This is a genomic window from Lysobacter sp. Soil_N_23 (assembly GCF_057656135.1).
Genome location: NZ_JBDGKY010000018.1, coordinates 1 through 18,833 on the forward strand (window position 1 = coordinate 1; position 18,833 = coordinate 18,833).

Annotated in this window: 15 protein-coding genes; 5 read left to right on the top strand and 10 right to left on the bottom strand. The window is 68.1% G+C overall.

Features of this window, described 5'->3' with window-relative positions; translation table 11 throughout:
* Nucleotides 1–266 precede the first annotated feature (266 nt).
* The 3 genes from AC3A3X_RS13360 to queF form a co-directional block, all read right to left on the bottom strand.
* Nucleotides 267–758 carry a hypothetical protein gene (locus AC3A3X_RS13360; protein WP_487583518.1) on the bottom strand — a complete coding sequence of 164 codons (492 nt, stop codon included), beginning with the start codon at nt 756–758 and terminating at the stop codon, nt 267–269.
* Nucleotides 759–805: 47 nt separating this feature from the next.
* Complete coding sequence (locus AC3A3X_RS13365) at nt 806–1,105, bottom strand: LysM peptidoglycan-binding domain-containing protein (RefSeq protein ID WP_200608122.1); 300 nt, start codon at nt 1,103–1,105, stop codon at nt 806–808.
* A 147-nt stretch (nt 1,106–1,252) separates the two neighbouring features.
* Nucleotides 1,253–2,074 carry an NADPH-dependent 7-cyano-7-deazaguanine reductase QueF gene (queF, locus tag AC3A3X_RS13370; RefSeq protein WP_487583519.1) on the bottom strand — a complete coding sequence of 274 codons (822 nt, stop codon included), beginning with the start codon at nt 2,072–2,074 and terminating at the stop codon, nt 1,253–1,255.
* Nucleotides 2,075–2,204: 130 nt separating this feature from the next.
* Between queF and AC3A3X_RS13375 the strand changes: the two genes are divergently transcribed.
* Nucleotides 2,205–2,846, top strand: a complete 642-nt coding sequence (locus AC3A3X_RS13375) for a glutathione S-transferase family protein (RefSeq protein ID WP_487583520.1) — start codon at nt 2,205–2,207, stop codon at nt 2,844–2,846.
* 223 nt (nt 2,847–3,069) lie between these two features.
* Here AC3A3X_RS13375 and AC3A3X_RS13380 read toward each other — a convergent pair whose 3' ends face one another.
* From AC3A3X_RS13380 to AC3A3X_RS13410, 7 genes are all read right to left on the bottom strand, one after another.
* A complete protein-coding gene (locus AC3A3X_RS13380; protein WP_487583521.1) occupies nt 3,070–4,419 on the bottom strand; it encodes a M20 family metallopeptidase in 1,350 nt (449 codons plus the stop codon).
* A 75-nt stretch (nt 4,420–4,494) separates the two neighbouring features.
* Nucleotides 4,495–5,790 (bottom strand): M20 family metallopeptidase, encoded by a 1,296-nt coding sequence (locus tag AC3A3X_RS13385; protein ID WP_487583522.1) that lies wholly within the window; start codon nt 5,788–5,790, stop codon nt 4,495–4,497.
* 64 nt (nt 5,791–5,854) lie between these two features.
* A complete protein-coding gene (locus tag AC3A3X_RS13390; RefSeq protein WP_487583523.1) occupies nt 5,855–6,220 on the bottom strand; it encodes an MmcQ/YjbR family DNA-binding protein in 366 nt (121 codons plus the stop codon).
* Between the two features lie 257 nt (nt 6,221–6,477).
* Nucleotides 6,478–10,161: an indolepyruvate ferredoxin oxidoreductase family protein gene (locus AC3A3X_RS13395; protein WP_487583524.1), complete on the bottom strand. Its 3,684-nt coding sequence runs from the start codon at nt 10,159–10,161 to the stop codon at nt 6,478–6,480.
* Between the two features lie 260 nt (nt 10,162–10,421).
* Entirely contained in the window at nt 10,422–11,558 is a 1,137-nt protein-coding gene (gene nagA / locus AC3A3X_RS13400; protein ID WP_487583525.1) for an N-acetylglucosamine-6-phosphate deacetylase, read from the bottom strand.
* A gap of 79 nt (nt 11,559–11,637) precedes the next feature.
* Complete coding sequence (locus tag AC3A3X_RS13405) at nt 11,638–12,672, bottom strand: SIS domain-containing protein (protein WP_487583526.1); 1,035 nt, start codon at nt 12,670–12,672, stop codon at nt 11,638–11,640.
* Between the two features lie 166 nt (nt 12,673–12,838).
* Nucleotides 12,839–13,582, bottom strand: coding sequence for a GntR family transcriptional regulator (locus AC3A3X_RS13410; protein ID WP_158732056.1), 744 nt, complete (start codon nt 13,580–13,582; stop codon nt 12,839–12,841).
* Nucleotides 13,583–13,753: 171 nt separating this feature from the next.
* On the opposite strand from AC3A3X_RS13410, the gene zwf reads away from it, so the two are divergent.
* The 4 genes from zwf to eda all read left to right on the top strand — a co-directional run bounded on the left by zwf (nt 13,754) and on the right by eda (nt 18,739).
* Nucleotides 13,754–15,229, top strand: coding sequence for a glucose-6-phosphate dehydrogenase (gene zwf, locus AC3A3X_RS13415; protein ID WP_487583527.1), 1,476 nt, complete (start codon nt 13,754–13,756; stop codon nt 15,227–15,229).
* Complete coding sequence (gene pgl / locus AC3A3X_RS13420; RefSeq protein ID WP_487583528.1) at nt 15,213–16,007, top strand: 6-phosphogluconolactonase; 795 nt, start codon at nt 15,213–15,215, stop codon at nt 16,005–16,007. Before zwf ends, pgl begins: the two co-directional genes overlap by 17 nt.
* A 156-nt stretch (nt 16,008–16,163) precedes the next feature.
* Nucleotides 16,164–17,990: a phosphogluconate dehydratase gene (gene edd, locus AC3A3X_RS13425; protein ID WP_487583529.1), complete on the top strand. Its 1,827-nt coding sequence runs from the start codon at nt 16,164–16,166 to the stop codon at nt 17,988–17,990.
* 122 nt (nt 17,991–18,112) lie between these two features.
* Nucleotides 18,113–18,739, top strand: coding sequence for a bifunctional 4-hydroxy-2-oxoglutarate aldolase/2-dehydro-3-deoxy-phosphogluconate aldolase (gene eda, locus AC3A3X_RS13430; protein WP_487583530.1), 627 nt, complete (start codon nt 18,113–18,115; stop codon nt 18,737–18,739).
* Nucleotides 18,740–18,833 lie beyond the last annotated feature (94 nt).

Genomic DNA, 18,833 nt, shown 5'->3' on the forward strand with positions numbered 1-18,833 from the left:
TTCCGGAAGGAGGGGGTGGGGTGTATTTCGCGAACAGTTAACGGAGCGAAGCGGAGGTTCGCGGAATACACCCCACCCCCTCCCGCCACGCACCCACGTAAAAGAAGACGGGCCGCAATGCCGGCCCGTTTGCCCTCACGCCAACCCGTACCCCGGCCCGAGCGCATGGCGCTCGGGCGTTCGAGGACACGCGAACGACCAAAAAAAGGGGCGCGGCAAAGGACCGCGCCCATGCTTGCCCACCATGGGTGGGGGAGAGAGGGGGATTACTTGACTTCAAACTCCGTGGTCGAAGCCGGCGCGCCGTTGACCGTGACTTCGGCCTTGTACTTGCCTGCCGGCCACGGGTTGGCATTGGTGAACTCGAAGTTGGTCGTTTCCGCGCCCGTGGTGTTGAGGGCCTCCTTCTTCTCGCCGGCCGTCTGACCGTCCTGGTAAACCAGGCGGGTGGCGACTTCGGCATTGCTGGCGGTGCCGTCGGTGGCGACCGAGACGATGATCTTGTCCTTGGGGGTGAACGCCATCGTCGGCGCGGCGATCTTCTTGTCGGCGCCCGCGGCCGTGCCGAGGGTGACGCTGGAAACGGCCACGCCGGCCGGTACCGGAGCCGGCATCGGCTCGGCCGGCGCCGCTGGCGCGGTTTCGACCGGCGGCGGGGTTACCGCGACGGGCTCTTCCTTTTTCTTGCAGCCCACTACGGCGAGCGATGCCAGCAAGGCGACAGCGACGGCGTAGTGCAGGCGATTGCGGTTCATCATGAGTCGATCTCCTTGGAACTCTTGACGCAAAGGGAAGGGGAGTGAGGTCAGTCCTGCGGCGGAATCTTCAGCACCTGCCCGGGCTGGATCCTGTCGGGATCGTCCAGCTGGTCGCGGTTGGCCTCGAAGATCGCGTTCCACTTGTTCGCACTGCCATAGAACTGCTTGGCGATATGCGAAAGCGTGTCGCCCTTGGCGACGGTATAGGTCTGCTCGCCGACTTTCTCGGCGGTGGTGTCGACCGATGCGGTCACGCCCGAGAAATCGGCCTTCTCGACCTTCTCGGCGGTGGTGTCGACGTTGGCGCTGACGCCGGAGAAATCGGCTTTCTTGTCCGGTGTGGTCATGGGTGGGCGGCTCCTGCCGGAATGGCGGGAGCACCATGACATGCGCCTTGTTAAGGAAATATGGCGACCGGGTGAGCCTGGTCTCAATTCACCGGTGCTTGCATGAGCCCGGTCTCATTTCGCTTGCGAGGAGATGAACGAATGCGGTTACTGCCGCTCGTCGCGCCCGGCGGTGGGCTGTTCGCTGCCCGGCGTTGCGCGCCAGGGATTGATGTCCAGGCCGCCGCGTCGGGTGTAGCGCGCCTCCACCGACAGCCGCTGCGGTGAGGCATGCGCAACCAGATCGGAAAAAATCCGTTCGACGCACTGCTCGTGGAATTCGGCGTGGTCGCGGAAGGAAACCAGGTACCGCAGCAGGCCAGCGCGATCGAGCCGGGGGCCGTGGTAGGTGATCACCACCCGTGCCCAGTCGGGCTGTCCGGTGACCGGGCAGTTCGACTTCAGCAGCGAGCTGGTCAGCGTCTCGGTGACGACATGCGCGGGGTCGACGGCAAGGTGCGCGGCATTGGGCGGGCCGTAGTCGTCGATGGCGACATCGAGGCCGTCGATGCAATCGACGATGGCGTCGTCGGCGCTCTCGTCGATCGGCGGCAGGCCGAAGGCAACCTCCACCGGCGCGCCCGCGGCGCGCGACAGATCGGCGGCGATGCGCTCGCGCACGGCCTGGTCGCTGTCGAAACGCGACGAGTTGAACGAGTTGAGGTACAGCTTCAACGACTTCGACTCGATCAGGTTCGGCGCCGTCGCCGGGACCGTGATCGTCGCCGTGCCGGCATGCGGCTTGCCGTGGGCGTCGAGCCAGCTCAGTTCGTAGGCATGCCAGCGGTCGAGGCCGATGAAAGGCAATGCATCGTCGTCGATGCCGATATGGCCGCGGCCGAGCGCACGGGGGATCGGGAACAGCAGGGACGCGTCGTATTCGCGCGGGTAGTCGACGTGGCGGCCGAGCGGCAGGTCTTGGTGGGTCATGGCGGCGATTTTACCTGCGGGGGCGGCGGCGAACCTGACCGGTGGGCGGCGGCCGGCGCTGCAAGGACCGGATAGCGGCGGCCGTGGCAGCGGCCGAAACTGCGGCCATCGACCACGCCGGGCCCCTGCCATGCTCACCCTCTACGACTACCTGCCCTCCCGCAACGCCTGGAAGGTGCGCCAGCTGCTGCAGCACCTCGGGCGGCCCTGGCAGACCCGCATCGTCAGCATCTTCGAGGGCGAGGGGCGCCGGCCCGACTACCTGACGATCAGCCCTACCGGCACCGTGCCGGCGATCGAACTGGACGACGGACGCACGATCGCCGAGTCGAACGCGATCCTGATGTACCTGGCGCAGGGTACCGGCTATCTGCCGGAAGACGGCTACGGGCAGGCCAGGGTCTGGCAGTGGCTGTCGTTCGAACAGGAGCGCATCGAAAGCCAGATCGGCGCCCTGCGCCATTGGACGCTGACCGGGAAGCTGGCGCGTCGGCCGGAGGCGCTGGTGGCGATGAAGCGGGCGGGCGGTGCGAATGCGTTGACCATCCTCGAACGCGAGTTGTCGGGTCGTGACTTCATTGCCGGTGACCGCTATGGCATCGCCGACATCGCGGTGTTCGCGTATGCGAGTGTGGCAGGTGATGCGGGATTCGACCTTGCCGCGTATCCGAAGCTGTGCACGTGGATCGAGCGCGTGGCGCAACAGCCGGGACACCTGGCGCAGGTGCACCCGTACGCGATGGATCCGCATTCGGTGAAGGAGCTGGGCTGATCGTCATCCCGGCGAACGCCGGGATCCATTTTGCTGTTGCCGTTGCTTCACCGCGCCGCTTCGCGGCGCAAGGTCAAGGTGGATCCCGGCGTTCGCCGGGATGACGAGGCTGATGCGATGAGGGCCTGGATCCCGGCGTTCGCCGGGATGACGGTGAGTGAGAGATGACGGTGAGTGAGAGATGACGGTGAGTGAGAGATGACGGTGAGGTGGTGCGGTCAGGTCATTCGTTGCCGCTTTGCACCACCGCAACCGCCTGCGGCTGATGCAGGTAATCCAGCGTCACCTGCAGCAGCGCCCGCAGCCCCAGGTCCAGCGCCGACTCGTCCAGTGCGAACTGCGGCGAGTGGTTGCTCGGCGCCGTCACCGGGTCGATGCCCTTGGCGGTGGCGCCGACGAAGAAGAACATCGACGGCACTTCCTTGGCGAAGTACGAGAAGTCCTCGGCGCCCATCTGCAACGACGGTTCGACCACGTTGCCGGCGCCGGCCACGGCCTGCAGGCTGGGCAGCATGCGAGCGGTCAGGGCCGGATTGTTGACCGTTACCGGATTGCCCTCGCTGTCAGGGACGTTGGCGATCGCGGTGGCGCCGTTGGCGATGCTGACATGCTCGGCGAGGTTCTTCAGGTCGCCGAAGATCTTCTGCCGCATGCCTTCATCGAAGGTGCGGATGGTACCGACCATCTCGACTTCGTCGGGAATGATGTTGTAACGGATGCCGCCGTTGATCGCGCCGAAGGTGACCACGGCCGGAAGTTTGGCTATATCGGTGCGGCGGCTGACGATGGTCTGCGCCGAACCGATCACTTCGGCCGCGGTAACGATCGGATCGATGCCGCCCCACGGACGCGAGCCGTGCGTCTGCCGGCCCTTGATCTTGATGGTGAACTTGTCCGAGGCCGCCATCAGCGGTCCCTGGCGAACGCCTATCTGGCCGGCCTGCAGGGTCGAGAACACGTGCAGGCCGAACATCGCGTCGGGCTTGAACGACTTGAACACGCCCTCTTCCAGCATCAACGAGGCGCCGCCTTCCTCGCCATCGGGCGCGCCTTCCTCGGACGGCTGGAACACCAGCATCACCGCGCCGGGCAGGTCGGCTTTCATCTTCACCAGCGCATCGGCGATGCCGAGCAGGATGCCGGTGTGGGCATCGTGGCCGCAGGCATGCATGACGCCCACGGGTTGGCCACGGAAGGTCGCGGTGGCTTTCGATGCAAACGGCAGGTCGACCTGCTCGGTCACCGGCAGCGCGTCCATGTCGGCGCGCAAGGCGACGCGCGGACCGGGCTTGCCGCCCTGGATGATCGCCACCACGCCGTTATGGGCGATGCCGGTCACCGGCTTCAGGCCGAGCGCGCGCAGATGCTCGGCGACCTTGGCCGCGGTGCGGGTCTCGCGGTTGGACAGCTCGGGGTGCTGGTGGAAGTCGCGGCGCCAGGCTACGACCTTCTGCTGCACCGCCTTGGCCGCGGCAGTCACCTCGGGTCGTTCGCTTGCGGACTGGGCATGGACCGGAGAAGCGAGCAGGGCAGCAATGAGGACGGGCAGGACGTGCAGGGCGGGACGACGCATCGAGTACTCCGGTGTGGTCGGTGCCGCGACCGACGATCGCGGCAGTGATTCGAATGGGAAACGTTGCCGGGCTGGTCAGCCGCCGCCGTGCAGGTAGTCCAGCGCCACCTGCAACATCGCGCGCGTGCCGACATCGAGCGACTGCTCGTCGAGCAGGAACTGCGGCGAATGGTTGATCGGCGCATGCGCCGGATCGATGCCCGCAGAGGTGGAGCCGACGAAGAAATACAGGCCCGGCACGGTATTGGCAAACTGGGCGAAATCCTCGGCCACCGTCACCATCGGCATCTCGACGACGTTGTCTGCACCGACCGCGCGCTGCAACGACGGCCGCACGCGCGTGGTCAGCGCAGGGTCGTTGATCGTCGCCGGTGCGTTGCTGGCAACGTCGAGTTTCGCGGTCGCACCGCTGGCGTGGGCGAAATCCTCGGCGGTGCGGCGGAAGCGCGCGATCACGTCCTCGCGCACCTTGGCGTCGAACGTGCGCAGCGTGCCGACCACACGTGCCTCGTCGGGGATGATGTTGAAGCGCACGCCGGCGTTGAACTGGCCGGCGGTCAGCACCACCGGTGTCGCGGCGATGTTGACCTGGCGCGCGATCAGGCTCTGCGTGCCGAGCAGGATCTGCGCGGCGACGGTGATCGGGTCGACGCCGTCCCAGGGACGCGAGCCGTGGGTCTGCTTGCCATTGACCGTCAGGCTCCATTCGTCGGCGGCGGCGAGCATCGGACCGCTGCGCACTCCGATCTGCCCGACCGGCAAACCGGCCCAGACATGAAGGCCGAATACCGCATCGGGCTTGAAGTCACGAAACACGCCTTCGTCGAGCATGAGTTTGGCGCCGAAGGTCTCGCCCGGATTCGGCGGACCTTCCTCGGCCGGCTGGAACACGAACATCACTTCGCCCGGCAGGTCCTGCTTCTGCGCCGCCAGTGCGGTCGCCACGCCCAGCAGGATCGCGACGTGGGCATCGTGGCCGCAGGCATGCATCACGCCGACGGGCTGGCCGCGGTACTGCGACGTCACTTTCGATGCGAACGGCAGGCTGGTCTGCTCGGTCACCGGCAGCGCGTCCATGTCGGCGCGGATGGCAATGCGCGGACCGGGCCGGCCGCCCTTGAGCACGGCGACGACGCCGGTATGGGCAATGCCGGTGCGCGGTTGCAGGCCGAGCTTGCGCAGCTGGTCGGCGATCACCTTCGCGGTGCGCACTTCCTGGTTGCCCAGCTCGGGGTGCTGGTGGAAGTCGCGGCGCCAGGCCACGACCTGCGGTTGCACCGCCCTGGCGGCGGTGGTTGCATCGGGCGTCTGCGCATTGGCAGACGGAGCCAGCAATGCCGCGAGCAGGGCAGGCAGGATCAATGGGCGCATCAAGCAGGCACTCCGGGAACAGACCCCGATGCTAGCCGGCACAACCGGCCCCGTGTAGTCCGGATCAGGCGTCGTTGCCCAGGACCTGGGCGCGGCGTTTGCGGCTCAGGCCCTCCAGCGCGCGCCGGTACGACCACTCCACCAGCTCGACCAGGTAGTCCTCCGGCACGCGCCGCACGTCGACGATGGTGATCCAGCGGAAACGGCCCATGAAGCGCGCTGGCTTCATGCCGTCGACATCGGTCAGTTCGACGAAGCGCTCGGGCGAGACCTTGATGCTGAAGCGCCAGCGCTCCGGTTCGCTGGTCTTGAAGTAGGCGAAGGTCTTGTCGCCGACGCTGTAGACCAGGATGTTGCGGGCGTCGTCGTGAAGGGCGACGGTGGCGCCGGGGAGGTTGGCGCAGAACGCCTTGAGTTGTTCGGTGTCCATGGCCGGATTGTGCCCTGCGAAACCCCGAAACCCCACCACTACCCGTCATCCCCGCGAAGGCGGGGACCCAGCGACTTGGGGACGGCCGGAAGCAACGACGCTGGGTTCCCGCCTTCGCGGGAATGACGGGTGATGCCTTCGCGGGAGCGGCGGGTAATGCGCGCGCGGGAGCGGCGGGTCGTGGTGGACGGAAGCGTCCCGAAAACGACAAAGCCCCGCCGGAGCGGGGCTTGTCGTCGATCAGACCACGGCAGCGCTTACGCGACCTTGACGATCCGCAGTGGGTTGTCCCACTCCTTCAGCAGCTCGGCCTCGCGCGCCTTGGCCTTGTGCAGGTGGTCTTCCTTGACGTGGCCGTAGCCGCGGATGTGCTCGGGGATGCTGGCGATCTCGGCCGCCAGGCCGACATTGCTGCGGTCGAGCTTGCCGAGCAGGCCTTCGATCGTGGCGAAGTAGTCGACGATCAGCTGGCGCTCCATCTTGCGCTCTTCGGTCTTGCCGAAGATGTCGAAGGCGCCGCCGCGCAGGAAGCGCAGCTTGGCCATCCACTTGAACGCAGTGAACACCCACGGACCGAACTCCTGCTTGATCAGGCGGCCCTGCGCGTCCTTCTTCGCCAGCAGCGGCGGAGCGAGGTGGAACTTCAACTTGTAGTCACCGTCGAACTGCTGCTCCAGCTTCTTCTGGAAGTCGCCGCTGGTGTACAGGCGCGCGACTTCGTACTCGTCCTTGTAGGCCATCAGCTTGAAGGCGTAGCGGGCGACGGCCTCGGTCAGGTCGGTGGTGCCGGCGACGTTGCGCTCGGCGGCGTGCACGCGGGCGACGAAATCGCTGTAGCGGCGGGCGTAGGAGGCGTCCTGGTACTCGGTCAGGAACGCCACGCGGCGCGAGATGACCTCGTCGAGCGAACGCGACAGACGCGCATCGTCGAGCGGCAGGAACGCGACGTTGTCGCCGCCATGCGCAGGAACGTGGCGCAGCTCGTCTTCCTTGCGGGTCGTGCGCGGCGCGCTGGTCGCGCCCCACTCGTTGCCTTCCCACGCACCCGGCGACAGCATCGGCAGCTCGTGCGGGGTCGATTCGGCAGCGGTCTGGGCGTTGCGCACCAGGCCAGCCGACTCGGCCACGGCCTGCGGATCGATCACGGCCAGGCGGCCCCAGGCGAACGCGGTCTTGTTCATCTCGATCGCGGCGCCGTTGAGCTCGACCGCACGCATGATCGAATCCAGCGACAGCGGCACCAGGCCCTGCTGCCAGGCGTAGCCGAGGATGAAGAGGTTCGACGCGATCGCATCGCCCATCAGCGCGGTGGCCAGTTGGGTGGCGTCGACAACATGCGGGTCCTTGCCACCGAGCGCGACCTTGATCGCGGCGATGATGTCGGTCGCCGGGAACTGCATGTCCGGACGCGTGGTGAAGGTACCCGGCATCGCCTCGTAGCTGTTGAGCACGACCGAGCTGCGGCCCGAACGCACCTTCGACAGCGCCCAGTAGTCGTTGACCACGACCATGTCGCAGCCCAGCACCAGGTCGGCCTCGCCGGCGGCGATGCGCACGGCATGGATGTCGGCCGGGGTGCGGGCGATGCGGATGTGGGTGGTGACCGCGCCGCCCTTCTGCGCCAGGCCGGTCTGGTCGAGCACGCTGGCGCCCTTGCCCTCGAGGTGGCCGGCCATGCCGAGCAGCGCGCCGATCGTCACCACGCCGGTGCCGCCGACGCCGGTGATCAGGATGTTCCAGGGCTGGTCGAGCGACGGCAGCTGCGGCAGCGGCAGGTCGCTCAAGCGATCCTTGGCACCCGAGCTCTTCTTCTTGCGCAGGCCACCGCCTTCCACCGTCACGAAGCTCGGGCAGAAGCCGTTGACGCAGGAGTAGTCCTTGTTGCAGTTGGACTGGTCGATCTCGCGCTTGCGGCCGAACTCGGTTTCCTTCGGCAGCACCGACACGCAGAACGACTTCTTGCCGCAGTCGCCACAGCCTTCGCAGACCAGCGAGTTGACCATCACGCGCTTCTGAGGATCGACCATCTTGCCGCGCTTGCGACGGCGGCGCTTCTCGGTGGCGCAGGTCTGGTCGTAGATCAGGACACTGGTGCCCTTCACTTCGCGCAGGCGCTTCTGCACGTTGTCCAGTTCCTTGCGATCGAAGAACTCGACGTCCGACGGGAAGATCTCGCGCTTGTTCCACTTGCCGATGTCGTCCGACACCAGCACGATCGTCTGCACGCCTTCCGAGCGCACCTGGTGGGCGATCTGCGGCACCGACAGGGTGCCGTCGACCGGCTGGCCGCCGGTCATCGCGACCGCATCGTTGTAGAGGATCTTGTAGGTGATGTTGACGCCGGTCGCGACCGACTGGCGGATCGCCAGCGAGCCGGAGTGGAAGTAGGTGCCGTCGCCGAGGTTCTGGAAGACATGCTGCGTTTGCGTGAACGCCGCCTGCCCCGACCACGTCACACCTTCGCCGCCCATGTGGGTGAAGGTGTCGGTGCTGCGGTCCATCCAGGTGACCATGTAATGGCAACCGATGCCGCCGAGCGCACGCGAGCCTTCCGGCACGACGGTGGAGGTGTTGTGCGGGCAGCCGGAGCAGTAGTGCGGCACGCGCGGGAACTGCGCGCGCGGCAGGGCCAGCTCGGATTCCTTCTCGGCCATCCAGCGCAGCACGTTCTCGATGTGCTCGCTGTTATGGAACTTCTGGATGCGGCGGCCGATCACGCCGGCGATCGTCGCCGGGGTCAGCTCGCCCGTGGACGGCAGGATCCACTCGCCCTGTTCGTCGTACTTGCCGACGATCGACGGACGCTGGCCGCTCCAGTTGTACATGTACTCCTTCATCTGGCGCTCGATGAAGGCGCGCTTTTCCTCGACGACGACGATGTCCTCAAGTCCCTGCGCGAAGCGGGTGATGCCGACCGGCTCCAGCGGCCAGGTCATGCCGACCTTGTAGACGCGGATGCCCAGCTCGCCGCAGGCGTTCTCGTCCAGGCCCAGGTATTCCAGCGCCTGCAGCACGTCGAGGTAGGACTTGCCGGTGGTGACGATGCCCAGGCGCGCGCGCGGCGAATCGATCACGGTGCGGTCGATGCCGTTGGCGCGGGCGAAAGCCTGCGCGGCCTTGACCGCATAGCGGTGCAGGCGCATTTCCTGGTCCATCGGCGGGTCGGGCCAGCGGATGTTGAGGCCGCCGACCGGCATCTCGAAGTCGTCCGGCATGACGATCTGCATCGCCAGCGGGTTGACGTCGATGGACGCCGACGACTCGACCGTCTCGGCGATCGTCTTGAAGCCGACCCAGCGGCCGGTGTAGCGCGACATCGCCCAACCCAGCACGCCCATGTCGAGGATGTCCTGGACGCCGGCCGGGTTGAGGATCGGCATCATCGCGCTGACGAACTCGTCTTCCGAGCCGTGCGGCAGCGTCGAGGAGCGACAGGCGTGGTCGTCGGCGGCGAGCGCGAGCACGCCACCGAACTTCGAGGTGCCGGCGGCATTGGCGTGCTTGAACACGTCGCCGGTGCGGTCCACGCCCGGGCCCTTGCCGTACCACATGCCGTAGACGCCTTCGACCTTGGCGCCCGGGAACAGGTTGGTCTGCTGCGTGCCCCAGACCATGGTCGCGCCGAGGTCCTCGTTGAGGCCCGGAGTGAACTTCACGCCGGCCGCTTCCAGGTGCTTGCGCGCGCGCCACAGCTCCAGGTCGAAGCCGCCCAGCGGGCTGCCGCGGTAGCCGGAGATGAAGCCCGCGGTGTCGAGTCCGGCAGCCTGGTCGCGCAGGCGCTGCATCAGCGGCAGTCGGACCAGCGCCTGGACGCCGCTGAGATAGATGCGGCCCTGTTCGCGGCTGTACTTGTGCTCGAGCGAGTAGTCGGTATCGAGCACCGAATTGGTAAGCGCGGTATTCGCCGAGGACGGCGAGCTGAGTTCGGCGGTGCTGGTCATGCGTGGCTCCGGCGCGCCGGGGGGCGCGGGGGTGGCTGCGGACGCCCGTAACCATGCCTCGCGACGGGTGGTCGCGACGCAAAAGTCCGAGCAAAGACTCGGAATTGTAGCAGTCAGACCAGTCTGAGCCGGGTGTGGGGCATGGCGGCGACCCGCGGCCCATGAGCGAGCCCCGTTCAGTTACCGCGCGGTTGTAGGAGCGAGCTTGCTCGCGACAGGCGCATCGGCGCCGGCGAGGCCGGTCGCGAGCAAGCTCGCTCCTACGGGGCCTGGCCGTTGATCCAGGTGCCCTGCACCTGCAGGTCGTGGTCCAGCAGGACGAGGTCGGCGCGGAAACCCGGGGCGATCCGGCCCAGTTCGCCACCCAGGCCGAGGAACTCCGCCGGGTAGGTCGAGGCCATGCGGCAGGCTTCGGCCAGCGGCAGGCCGAGCCGTTGCACGGTGTTGCGGACCGCGCCGGCCATGTCCAGCGCCGAGCCGGCGAGGGTGCCGTCGGCGGTGGTGCACTGGCCGTCGCGGCAGGTCATGGTCACGCCGTACAGCTCGAAGTCCTCGCGCTCGCCGCCCACCGGCGGCATCGCGTCGGTGACCAGCATCATCTTGCCGGGCGGACGCGCCGCGATCGCCACGCGCAGGCTCGCGTCGTGGACGTGGTAGCCGTCGACGATCAGGCCGCACCAGGCGTCGGGATTCTCCAGCGCGGCGCCGACACCGCCGGGCTCGCGACTGTTCATCGGCGTCATCGCGTTGAACAGGTGGGTGACCCCGCGGATGCCGGCGGCAAAACCGTCGCGCAGTTGCTCGTAGTTGGCCGCGGTGTGCCCAGCGCAGACGATCACGCCGCGCGCGGCGAGCTCGCGCAGCGTCTCGGCGGAGAAGCGCTCTGGCGCCAGCGTCAGCATCGTGCGGCCGTTGCCGAGCGAGGCGACCAGGTCGAGTTCGTCCTGGCCCGGGGTGTGGAACTTGGCAGGGTCGTGCACGCCCTTGCGGGCGGCGTTGAGGTAGGGGCCCTCCAGGTGGATGCCGAGGATGCCCGGCACGCCCTGCGCGATCGCCTCGCGGCTGGCCGCGATGGCGCGTGCCATCACCTCGGTGTCGTCGCTGATCAGCGTCGGCATCATGCCGGTGGTGCCGAACTTGCGGTGCGCCGCAGCGATCGTGCGCAAACCGGCCACCGTCGGCTCGTCGTTGAACAGCACGTCGCCGCCCCCGTTGACCTGGGTGTCGATGAAACCGGGCACCAGGTAACCGCCGGCGAGATCCACGACGCTTGCATCCTTTGGCGCCTGGCCCGGCAGCACGGCAACGATGTGGCCGTCTTCCGCGAGCACGCAGACATTGGACTCGAAGCCGTGGTCGGTGAGGATGTGGCCGTTGTGGAAGGCGATGGTGGTCATGGGCTTTTCCCCCTCTCCCGCTGGTGGGAGAGGGCCGGGGTGAGGGCAGCCGAAGCGAGCACGTCGCAGGCGAAGAACATCAGACAGTCTCGGTAACCTTGTTCAGATGCGGCGGCACGTCGGGGTTGTGCCCGCGCGCTACCGCCAATGCATTGACCGCCTTGTAGAAGCTCTGCACCGCCAGCAACGGCGTGCAGGCCGGATGCGGCGAGGCCGGCATCGGCAGCGCGTCGTCACGGTGGGCGCCCGGGCGCGCCAGCCAGACCGGCGCACCGCGCTTGTGGAACTCTTCCACCACCGCCACGGTGCCGGCGCCGGTGTCGTCGTCCTGGGCAAAGGCCAGCACCGGGAAGCCGGGGCCGACGATCGCCATCGGGCCGTGCTTGACCTCGGCCGAGGAGAATGCCTCGGCGTGCAGGCCGCAGGTTTCCTTGAACTTCAGCGCCGCTTCCTGGGCCGCGCCGAGGCCGAGGCCGCGACCGACCACGAACAGGTTGTGCGCATCCTTCAGGCCTTCGACCAGCGGCGACCAGTCCTGCGCCCAGGCGGCGCGAAGAGCGGCCGGCAGTTCGTCGGTGGCCTTGAGCAGGGCGGCATCGCCGCTCCAGCGCGCGGCCAGCTGCAACAGCGCGGCCAGCGAGCACAGGTAGCTCTTGGTCGCGGCGACGCTGTTCTCCGGGCCGGCGCGCAGCGGGATCACGGTGTCGGCGATCTTCGCCAGCGGCGAGTCCTCGACATTGACCAGGGCCACGACGAGGGCGCCGGCGGCCTTGGCGATCTCGGCATTGCGGACCAGGTCCGGGCTCTTGCCCGACTGCGAGATCGCCACGAACAGCGCGCCCTGCATGTGCGGCTGCACTGCGTAGACCGAACCGACCGACGGCGAGGCGGAAGCGGTGATCAGGCCGAGGGTGGTCTCGAACAGGTACTTGCCATAGGTCGCCGCGTGGTCGGAGCTGCCGCGCGCGCAGGTGACGATGAAGGCCGGCGGGTCCTTGCGGAGGCGAGCGACAAGTGCGTCGATGATGCCGGCATTGGCGGCGAACTGGCCGGCAACGACGTCGGCGGTCTGCTGCGCTTCGGCGTACATCTTGGTCGCGGTAGGGGCGATCATGGGGAGTCCTGACATGGAGATTGCCCGTCATTCCCGCGCAGGCGGGAATCCAAGGACGTCGCCTGGCGGGCAATGTCGACGGTCAGTTGAAAGCCACGTCCATGGATTCCCGCCTTCGCGGGAATGACGGAGCGGGGCGCGGAGAGTGATGAAGGGTCGCCAGCGCTCATTCGCTCTGCAGCTCGGCAACGAAATCGTAAGCATCGCCGCGGTAGAACGAACGCGTGTATTCGACGACGCGGCCGTCGTCGAGGAAGGTGCGGCGCTCGATGAAAAGACCGGGGCTGCCCTCGGCCAGGTTCATCAGGCGCGCCTGCTCGGCGTCGAACGCGATCGCGCGCAGACGCTGGAGCGCGCGGGTCGGGCGCAGGCCGAGCTTGGTGAAGGCCTCGTACAGCGAGTTCTCGACCAGGCCCGGGTCGGCCAGCACCGATTGCGGAACGACGGTGCGCTCGAGTGCCAGCACGATGTCGTCGGCGATGCGCAGGCGGTAGTAGCGCACGACCTGGGCACCGGGCGACAGGTTCAGCGCCATCGCCTCGTCCGGCGTGACTTCGCCGACGCTGCGCTCGAGGAAGCGCGAGGTCGGATCCAGGCCGCGCGCGCGCAGGTCGTCGGTGAAGCTGGTGAGCTTGGAGAAGGATTTGACGATGCGCTCGGCCACGAAAGTGCCGGCGCCCTGGCGCTGCATCAGCAGGCCATCGCCGACCAGGCCGGCGATGGCCTTGCGCACGGTGACCCGCGACAGGTCGAGCAGCTTGCTCAGCTCCCGCTCGCTGGGCAGGGCCTGGCCGGCGGTCAGTTCGCCATTCTCGATGGCGTGCTGGAGGGTCCGGCGCAGGTGCTGGTAGGCCGGCGCGCGTCGCGCATCGGCCTGGCGGCTGAACTCGTTGACGAGATAGTCCTGCATCGGCAAACGATACCAGTGAGATACCAATGACGGCAACCTGCCCCGAATACGTATTCAGGACTCGACTAAAGTCGGGGGTTTGCGGACCTGGTATTTGACTGGTATCGTCACTGGTATGGTTCTGGTCTGGTTCTCATCCGTAACCCCCACCCCCTCCGCGCGGAGCGTCCCGTGAGCCCCTCCATCGCGCCGATGGCGCCCTTCGATCTGATCATCTTCGGTGGCACGGGCGACCTGGCCCTGCGCAAGCTGCTGCCGGCCCTGTTCCATCGCTACGTCGACGGCCAGATCGTCGCCGGGACCCGGATCTTCGGCCTGGCCCGCGACACCCTCGGCGACGAGGCCTACCGCGATCGCGTCCGCGAGGCCTTGCAGAAGACCCTCGCCGACGACCCGCGTTCGCCGGCGGCACTGGAACCGTTCCTGGAGATGCTCGGCTACCGCCGCATCGACCTCAGCGCCGACACCGGCTGGGCGGAGCTGGCGGGCGAGTTGTCCGACGAGTCGCGGGTCCGCGTGTTCTACCTCGCCGTCGGCCCGGACCTGTTCGGCAGCGTCGGCGCCCGCCTGCAGGCGCATGGCCTGACCGGCGCCAACACCCGCGTGGTGGTGGAAAAGCCGATCGGCCACGACCGCGAAAGCGCGGTGGCAATCAATGACGCGCTGGGCAAGGTCTTCGACGAATCGCAGATCTATCGAATCGACCACTACCTCGGCAAGGAGACGGTGCAGAACCTGATCGCGCTGCGATTCGGCAATGCCCTGTTCGAGCCGTTGTGGAAGGCCGAGCACATCGACCACGTGCAGATCACCGTGGCCGAGACTGTCGGCCTGGAGCGCCGCGCCAGCTACTACGACAAGTCGGGCGCGCTGCGCGACATGGTCCAGAACCACATCCTGCAGCTGCTGTGCCTGGTGGCGATGGAACCGCCGTCGTCGCTCTCCGCCGATGCGATCCGCGACGAGAAGCTCAAGGTGCTGCGCGCGCTGCGCCCCATCGAGAATGGTGCGACCGCGCAGCAGACCGTGCGCGGCCAGTACCGCGCCGGCGCCGTCGAAGGCCGCCCGGTACCGGGTTACCTCGAAGAGCTGGGCCGCAACGATTCGCGCACCGAAACCTTCGTCGCGCTCAAGGCCGAAGTGCGCAACTGGCGCTGGGCCGGCGTGCCGTTCTACCTGCGCACCGGCAAGCGCCTGGCCGACCGCATGTCGGAAATCGTGGTCACCTTCCGCCAGGTGCCGCACTCGATCTTCGGCGAGCTGGCCGAACCGATCTACCCGAACCAGCTGGTCATCCGCCTGCAGCCCGACGAGGGCGTGAAGCTGTGGCTGATGAACAAGGTGCCCGGCCCGGGCGGCCTGCGCCTGCGTCGCGTGCCGATGGACCTGAGCTTCGCCGAGACCTTCGGCGGCCGCCAGCCGGAAGCCTACGAACGCCTGCTGATGGACGTGGTGCGCGGCAACCCGATGCTGTTCATGCGTCGCGACGAGGTCGAAGCGGCGTGGGCCTGGATCGATCCGATCCGCGCCGCCTGGGAAGCCAGCGCCGACGCGCCCAAGACCTATACCGCCGGCAGCTGGGGCCCGAGCGCCGCGGTTGCGCTGATCGAGCGCGACGGAAGGACATGGCATGAAGACGCTGTCTGACTCTGTTCAAGCCGCTCCGCCCGCTGGCGCGCAGGCTCAACGAATCCATGCGGAGCGACTCACCGTGCTGACCCCGGATCCCTTGCCGCTGCGCGAACATCGCTTCGATGACCGTGCCGACCTCGCCGTGGCACTGGCCAGGGCGGTCGCCGCCGACCTGCGCGGGGCCATTGCCCGACGCGGCTATGCCCGCCTGGCGGTATCGGGCGGAACCACGCCGCGCGCCTTCCTGACCGAGCTGTCGAAGCAGACGCTGGACTGGGCGCACGTCACCGTGGTGCCCGTCGACGACCGCTGGGTCGCGCCCGACCACCCGCGCTCCAACGAGCGCCTGCTGCGCGAGACGCTGCTCCAGGGCGCCGCCGCGCAGGCGCAACTGCTGCCATTGCGACGCCCGACCGCGACGCCGGAAGCGGCGCTGTTGCCGGTGCTGACGCAGGTCGCCAACGAAGCGCTGCCGCTCGACGTGGTTGTGCTCGGCATGGGCGAGGACGGCCATGTCGCATCGCTGTTTCCGGATCTGGAGCGACGCGACATCGGCCTGCAGCCCAGCGGCCGAGCGCCGGTGCTGGCGGTTCGCAGCGCCTCGGCGCCGGAGCCGCGGATCACGTTGACGCTGAGCGCGATCTTCACTGCGCCGTCGTTGTACCTGCATATCGAAGGCGCGAAGAAGCGTGGCGTGCTCGATGACGCTGCGCGCGATCCGCGTTCGAAGCTGCCGATCCGCTCGGTGCTGTCCGGTGCGCCGGTGGTGCCGATGTTGTTCTGGAGCCCTTGAGCACTGCTCCTTCCCCCCGCTTGCGGGGGAAGGCCGGGATGGGGGCGGCGGCAACGATCACGCGGATCGAAGCACGGAGGCAACCGCTTCGTTCGCCCCCACCCTAACCCTCCCCCGCAGGCGGGGGAGGGGACCGATCACCAGGAACCGAAGTTCATGTCTGCCCTCCATCCCGTAGTAGCCGAAGTCACCCAACGCATCGTCGAGCGCAGCCGCGATCGTCGCGCCGCCTACCTGGCGCGCATCGACGCCGCCGCCGGACGCGGGCCGCATCGCGCGACGTTGTCGTGCGGCAACCTCGCCCACGGTTTCGCCGCCTGCTCGCCCAGCGACAAGGCCGCGCTGCGCAGCGGCCAGGCGCCGAACCTTGGCATCGTCAACGCCTACAACGACATGCTCTCGGCGCACCAGCCGCTGGAGCGTTTTCCGTTCCTGCTCAAGCAGGCCGCGCGCAGCGTCGGCGCCACGGCGCAGGTTGCCGGTGGCGTGCCGGCGATGTGCGACGGCGTCACCCAGGGCCGCGCCGGCATGGAGCTGTCGCTGTTCTCGCGCGAAGTCATCGCGCTGTCGACCGCGGTGTCGCTCTCGCACGACATGTTCGACGCCGCGCTGTACCTGGGCGTGTGCGACAAGATCGTGCCGGGCCTGCTGATCGGCGCATTGAGCTTCGGCCACCTGCCGGCGATCTTCGTCCCGGCCGGTCCGATGACCTCGGGCCTGCCCAACGACGAGAAGTCGCGCGTGCGCCAGCGCTATGCCGTCGGCGAAGCCACGCGCGAGGAACTGCTCGAAGCCGAAGCGCAGAGCTACCACGGCGCCGGCACATGCACCTTCTATGGCACCGCCAACTCCAACCAGATGCTGATGGAGCTGATGGGTCTGCACCTGCCCGGCGCGAGCTTCATCAACCCGGACAACCCGCTGCGCGATGCGCTGACCGCGCAGGCCGCGCGCCGCGCCGCGGAGATCACCGCGCTCGGCGACGACTACCGCCCGGTCGGCCGCATCATCGACGAGCGCGCCATCGTCAACGGCGTCGTCGGCCTGCACGCGACCGGCGGCTCGACCAACCACCTGCTGCACCTCATCGCCATTGCCGCCGCGGCCGGCATCGAGCTGCGCCTGGAAGACTTCGATGCACTGTCGTCGGTGGTGCCGCTGCTGGCGCGCGTGTATCCCAACGGCAGCGCCGACGTGAACCATTTCCACGCTGCAGGCGGGCTCGCCTTCCTGATCGGCGAACTGCTCGATGCCGGACTCGCGCACGGCGACGTCGAGACCGTCGCCGGCCCCGGCCTGGCGCGGTATCGCGTCGAGGCCAGGCTGGCAGCGGAGCAGCAGGTCGAGTACGTGCCGGCGACCGGACACAGCGGCGATCCCACGGTCCTGCGTCCGGTCGCCGACCCGTTCCGTGCCGACGGCGGACTGCGCGTGCTGCACGGCCCGCTCGGTACCGCCGCGATCAAGGTTTCGGCGGTGCCGGAGGATCGCTGGGTGATCGAGGCCCCGTGCCGTGTGTTCTCCGAACAGGGGCAGGTCAAGCACGCATTCGAGCGCGGTGAACTCGACCGCGACGTGGTCGTGGTCGTGCGCTTCCAGGGACCGCGCGCCAACGGCATGCCGGAGCTGCACCAGCTCACGCCGACGCTGGCCGTGCTGCAGAAGCGCGGCCATCGCGTCGCGCTGGTGACGGACGGGCGCATGTCCGGTGCTTCCGGCCAGGTGCCGGCGGCCATCCATGTCAGCCCGGAGGCTGCTTGCGGTGGCGACATCGGGCGCCTGCGCGATGGCGACGTGGTCCGCGTCGATGCGCGCAGCGGCAAGCTTGAAGTCCTCGTGGCGGCGGACGAATGGAAGCTGCGCGAGCATGCGAGCGCCGATCTGTCGGCCAGCCATGTCGGCATGGGGCGCGAGCTGTTTGCGGTGTTCCGCAATGCGGCGGCGACGGCCGACCTGGGTGGCGGGATCTTCGGCGTTGCGTGAGTGCTTGGATAGCCGTCATCCCCGCGAAGGCGGGGACCCAGCGGCGTTCCCGGCAGCGGCAAAGACACTGGGTTCCCGCCTTCGCGGGAATGACGATGACTTGATATCTGGAGAACTCATTGATGAGCCTGCTTGAATCCGTACTGCACGTAGCCCCGGTGATGCCGGTGGTGGTGATCGAGGACGCCCGCCACGCCGTGTCGATGGCGCGCGCGCTGGTCGCCGGCGGAATCCCCGCGATCGAGATCACGCTGCGCACGCGCGCGGCACTCGATGCAGTACGCGCGATTGCCAACGAAGTCGAGGGCGCGATCGTCGGTGTCGGCACGGTGCGCAAGCCGCAGGACCTGCTCGATGCGCAACAGGCGGGTGCTCGCTTCGCGGTTTCGCCCGGCTCGACGCCCGACCTGATCGCCGCGGCCAAGGATTCGCCGTTGCCGTGGCTGCCCGGCGCGGCCACCGCCAGCGAGGCGATGACGCTGTCCGAGCACGGCTTCATCTTCCAGAAGTTCTTCCCGGCCGAGGCCGCAGGCGGCGCTTCGGCTCTGCGCTCGCTGCACGGCCCGCTGCCGGAGATCCGCTTCTGCGCAACCGGCGGCATCGGCGCGCACAACGCCCGCGACTACCTGGCCACGCCGAATGTCGCCTGCGTCGGTGGTTCGTGGATCACGCCCTCGCGCCTGGTGGCCGCAGAGGAATGGGGCGCGATCGAAGCACTGGCGCGCGCCGCGACCCTGCTGCGCGCCTGAGGTCCTGTAGGAGCGAGCTTGCTCGCGATCGCCTTTCCGCGGCGGCAACGCATGATCGCGAGCAAGCTCGCTCCTACAAGACAGGTGTGAAGGG

Coding starts and splice junctions, on each gene's coding strand:
- pgl (WP_487583528.1), top strand. CDS start 15,213: ATGAAGACGCTGTCTGACTCTGTTCAAGCCGCTCCGCCCGCTGGCGCG.
- AC3A3X_RS13405 (WP_487583526.1), bottom strand. CDS start 12,672: ATGATCGCCCCTACCGCGACCAAGATGTACGCCGAAGCGCAGCAGACC.
- AC3A3X_RS13410 (WP_158732056.1), bottom strand. CDS start 13,582: ATGCAGGACTATCTCGTCAACGAGTTCAGCCGCCAGGCCGATGCGCGA.
- queF (WP_487583519.1), bottom strand. CDS start 2,074: ATGACCCACCAAGACCTGCCGCTCGGCCGCCACGTCGACTACCCGCGC.
- AC3A3X_RS13385 (WP_487583522.1), bottom strand. CDS start 5,790: ATGCGCCCATTGATCCTGCCTGCCCTGCTCGCGGCATTGCTGGCTCCG.
- AC3A3X_RS13375 (WP_487583520.1), top strand. CDS start 2,205: ATGCTCACCCTCTACGACTACCTGCCCTCCCGCAACGCCTGGAAGGTG.
- AC3A3X_RS13365 (WP_200608122.1), bottom strand. CDS start 1,105: ATGACCACACCGGACAAGAAAGCCGATTTCTCCGGCGTCAGCGCCAAC.
- AC3A3X_RS13395 (WP_487583524.1), bottom strand. CDS start 10,161: ATGACCAGCACCGCCGAACTCAGCTCGCCGTCCTCGGCGAATACCGCG.
- AC3A3X_RS13360 (WP_487583518.1), bottom strand. CDS start 758: ATGATGAACCGCAATCGCCTGCACTACGCCGTCGCTGTCGCCTTGCTG.
- eda (WP_487583530.1), top strand. CDS start 18,113: ATGAGCCTGCTTGAATCCGTACTGCACGTAGCCCCGGTGATGCCGGTG.
- AC3A3X_RS13380 (WP_487583521.1), bottom strand. CDS start 4,419: ATGCGTCGTCCCGCCCTGCACGTCCTGCCCGTCCTCATTGCTGCCCTG.
- nagA (WP_487583525.1), bottom strand. CDS start 11,558: ATGACCACCATCGCCTTCCACAACGGCCACATCCTCACCGACCACGGC.
- AC3A3X_RS13390 (WP_487583523.1), bottom strand. CDS start 6,220: ATGGACACCGAACAACTCAAGGCGTTCTGCGCCAACCTCCCCGGCGCC.
- edd (WP_487583529.1), top strand. CDS start 16,164: ATGTCTGCCCTCCATCCCGTAGTAGCCGAAGTCACCCAACGCATCGTC.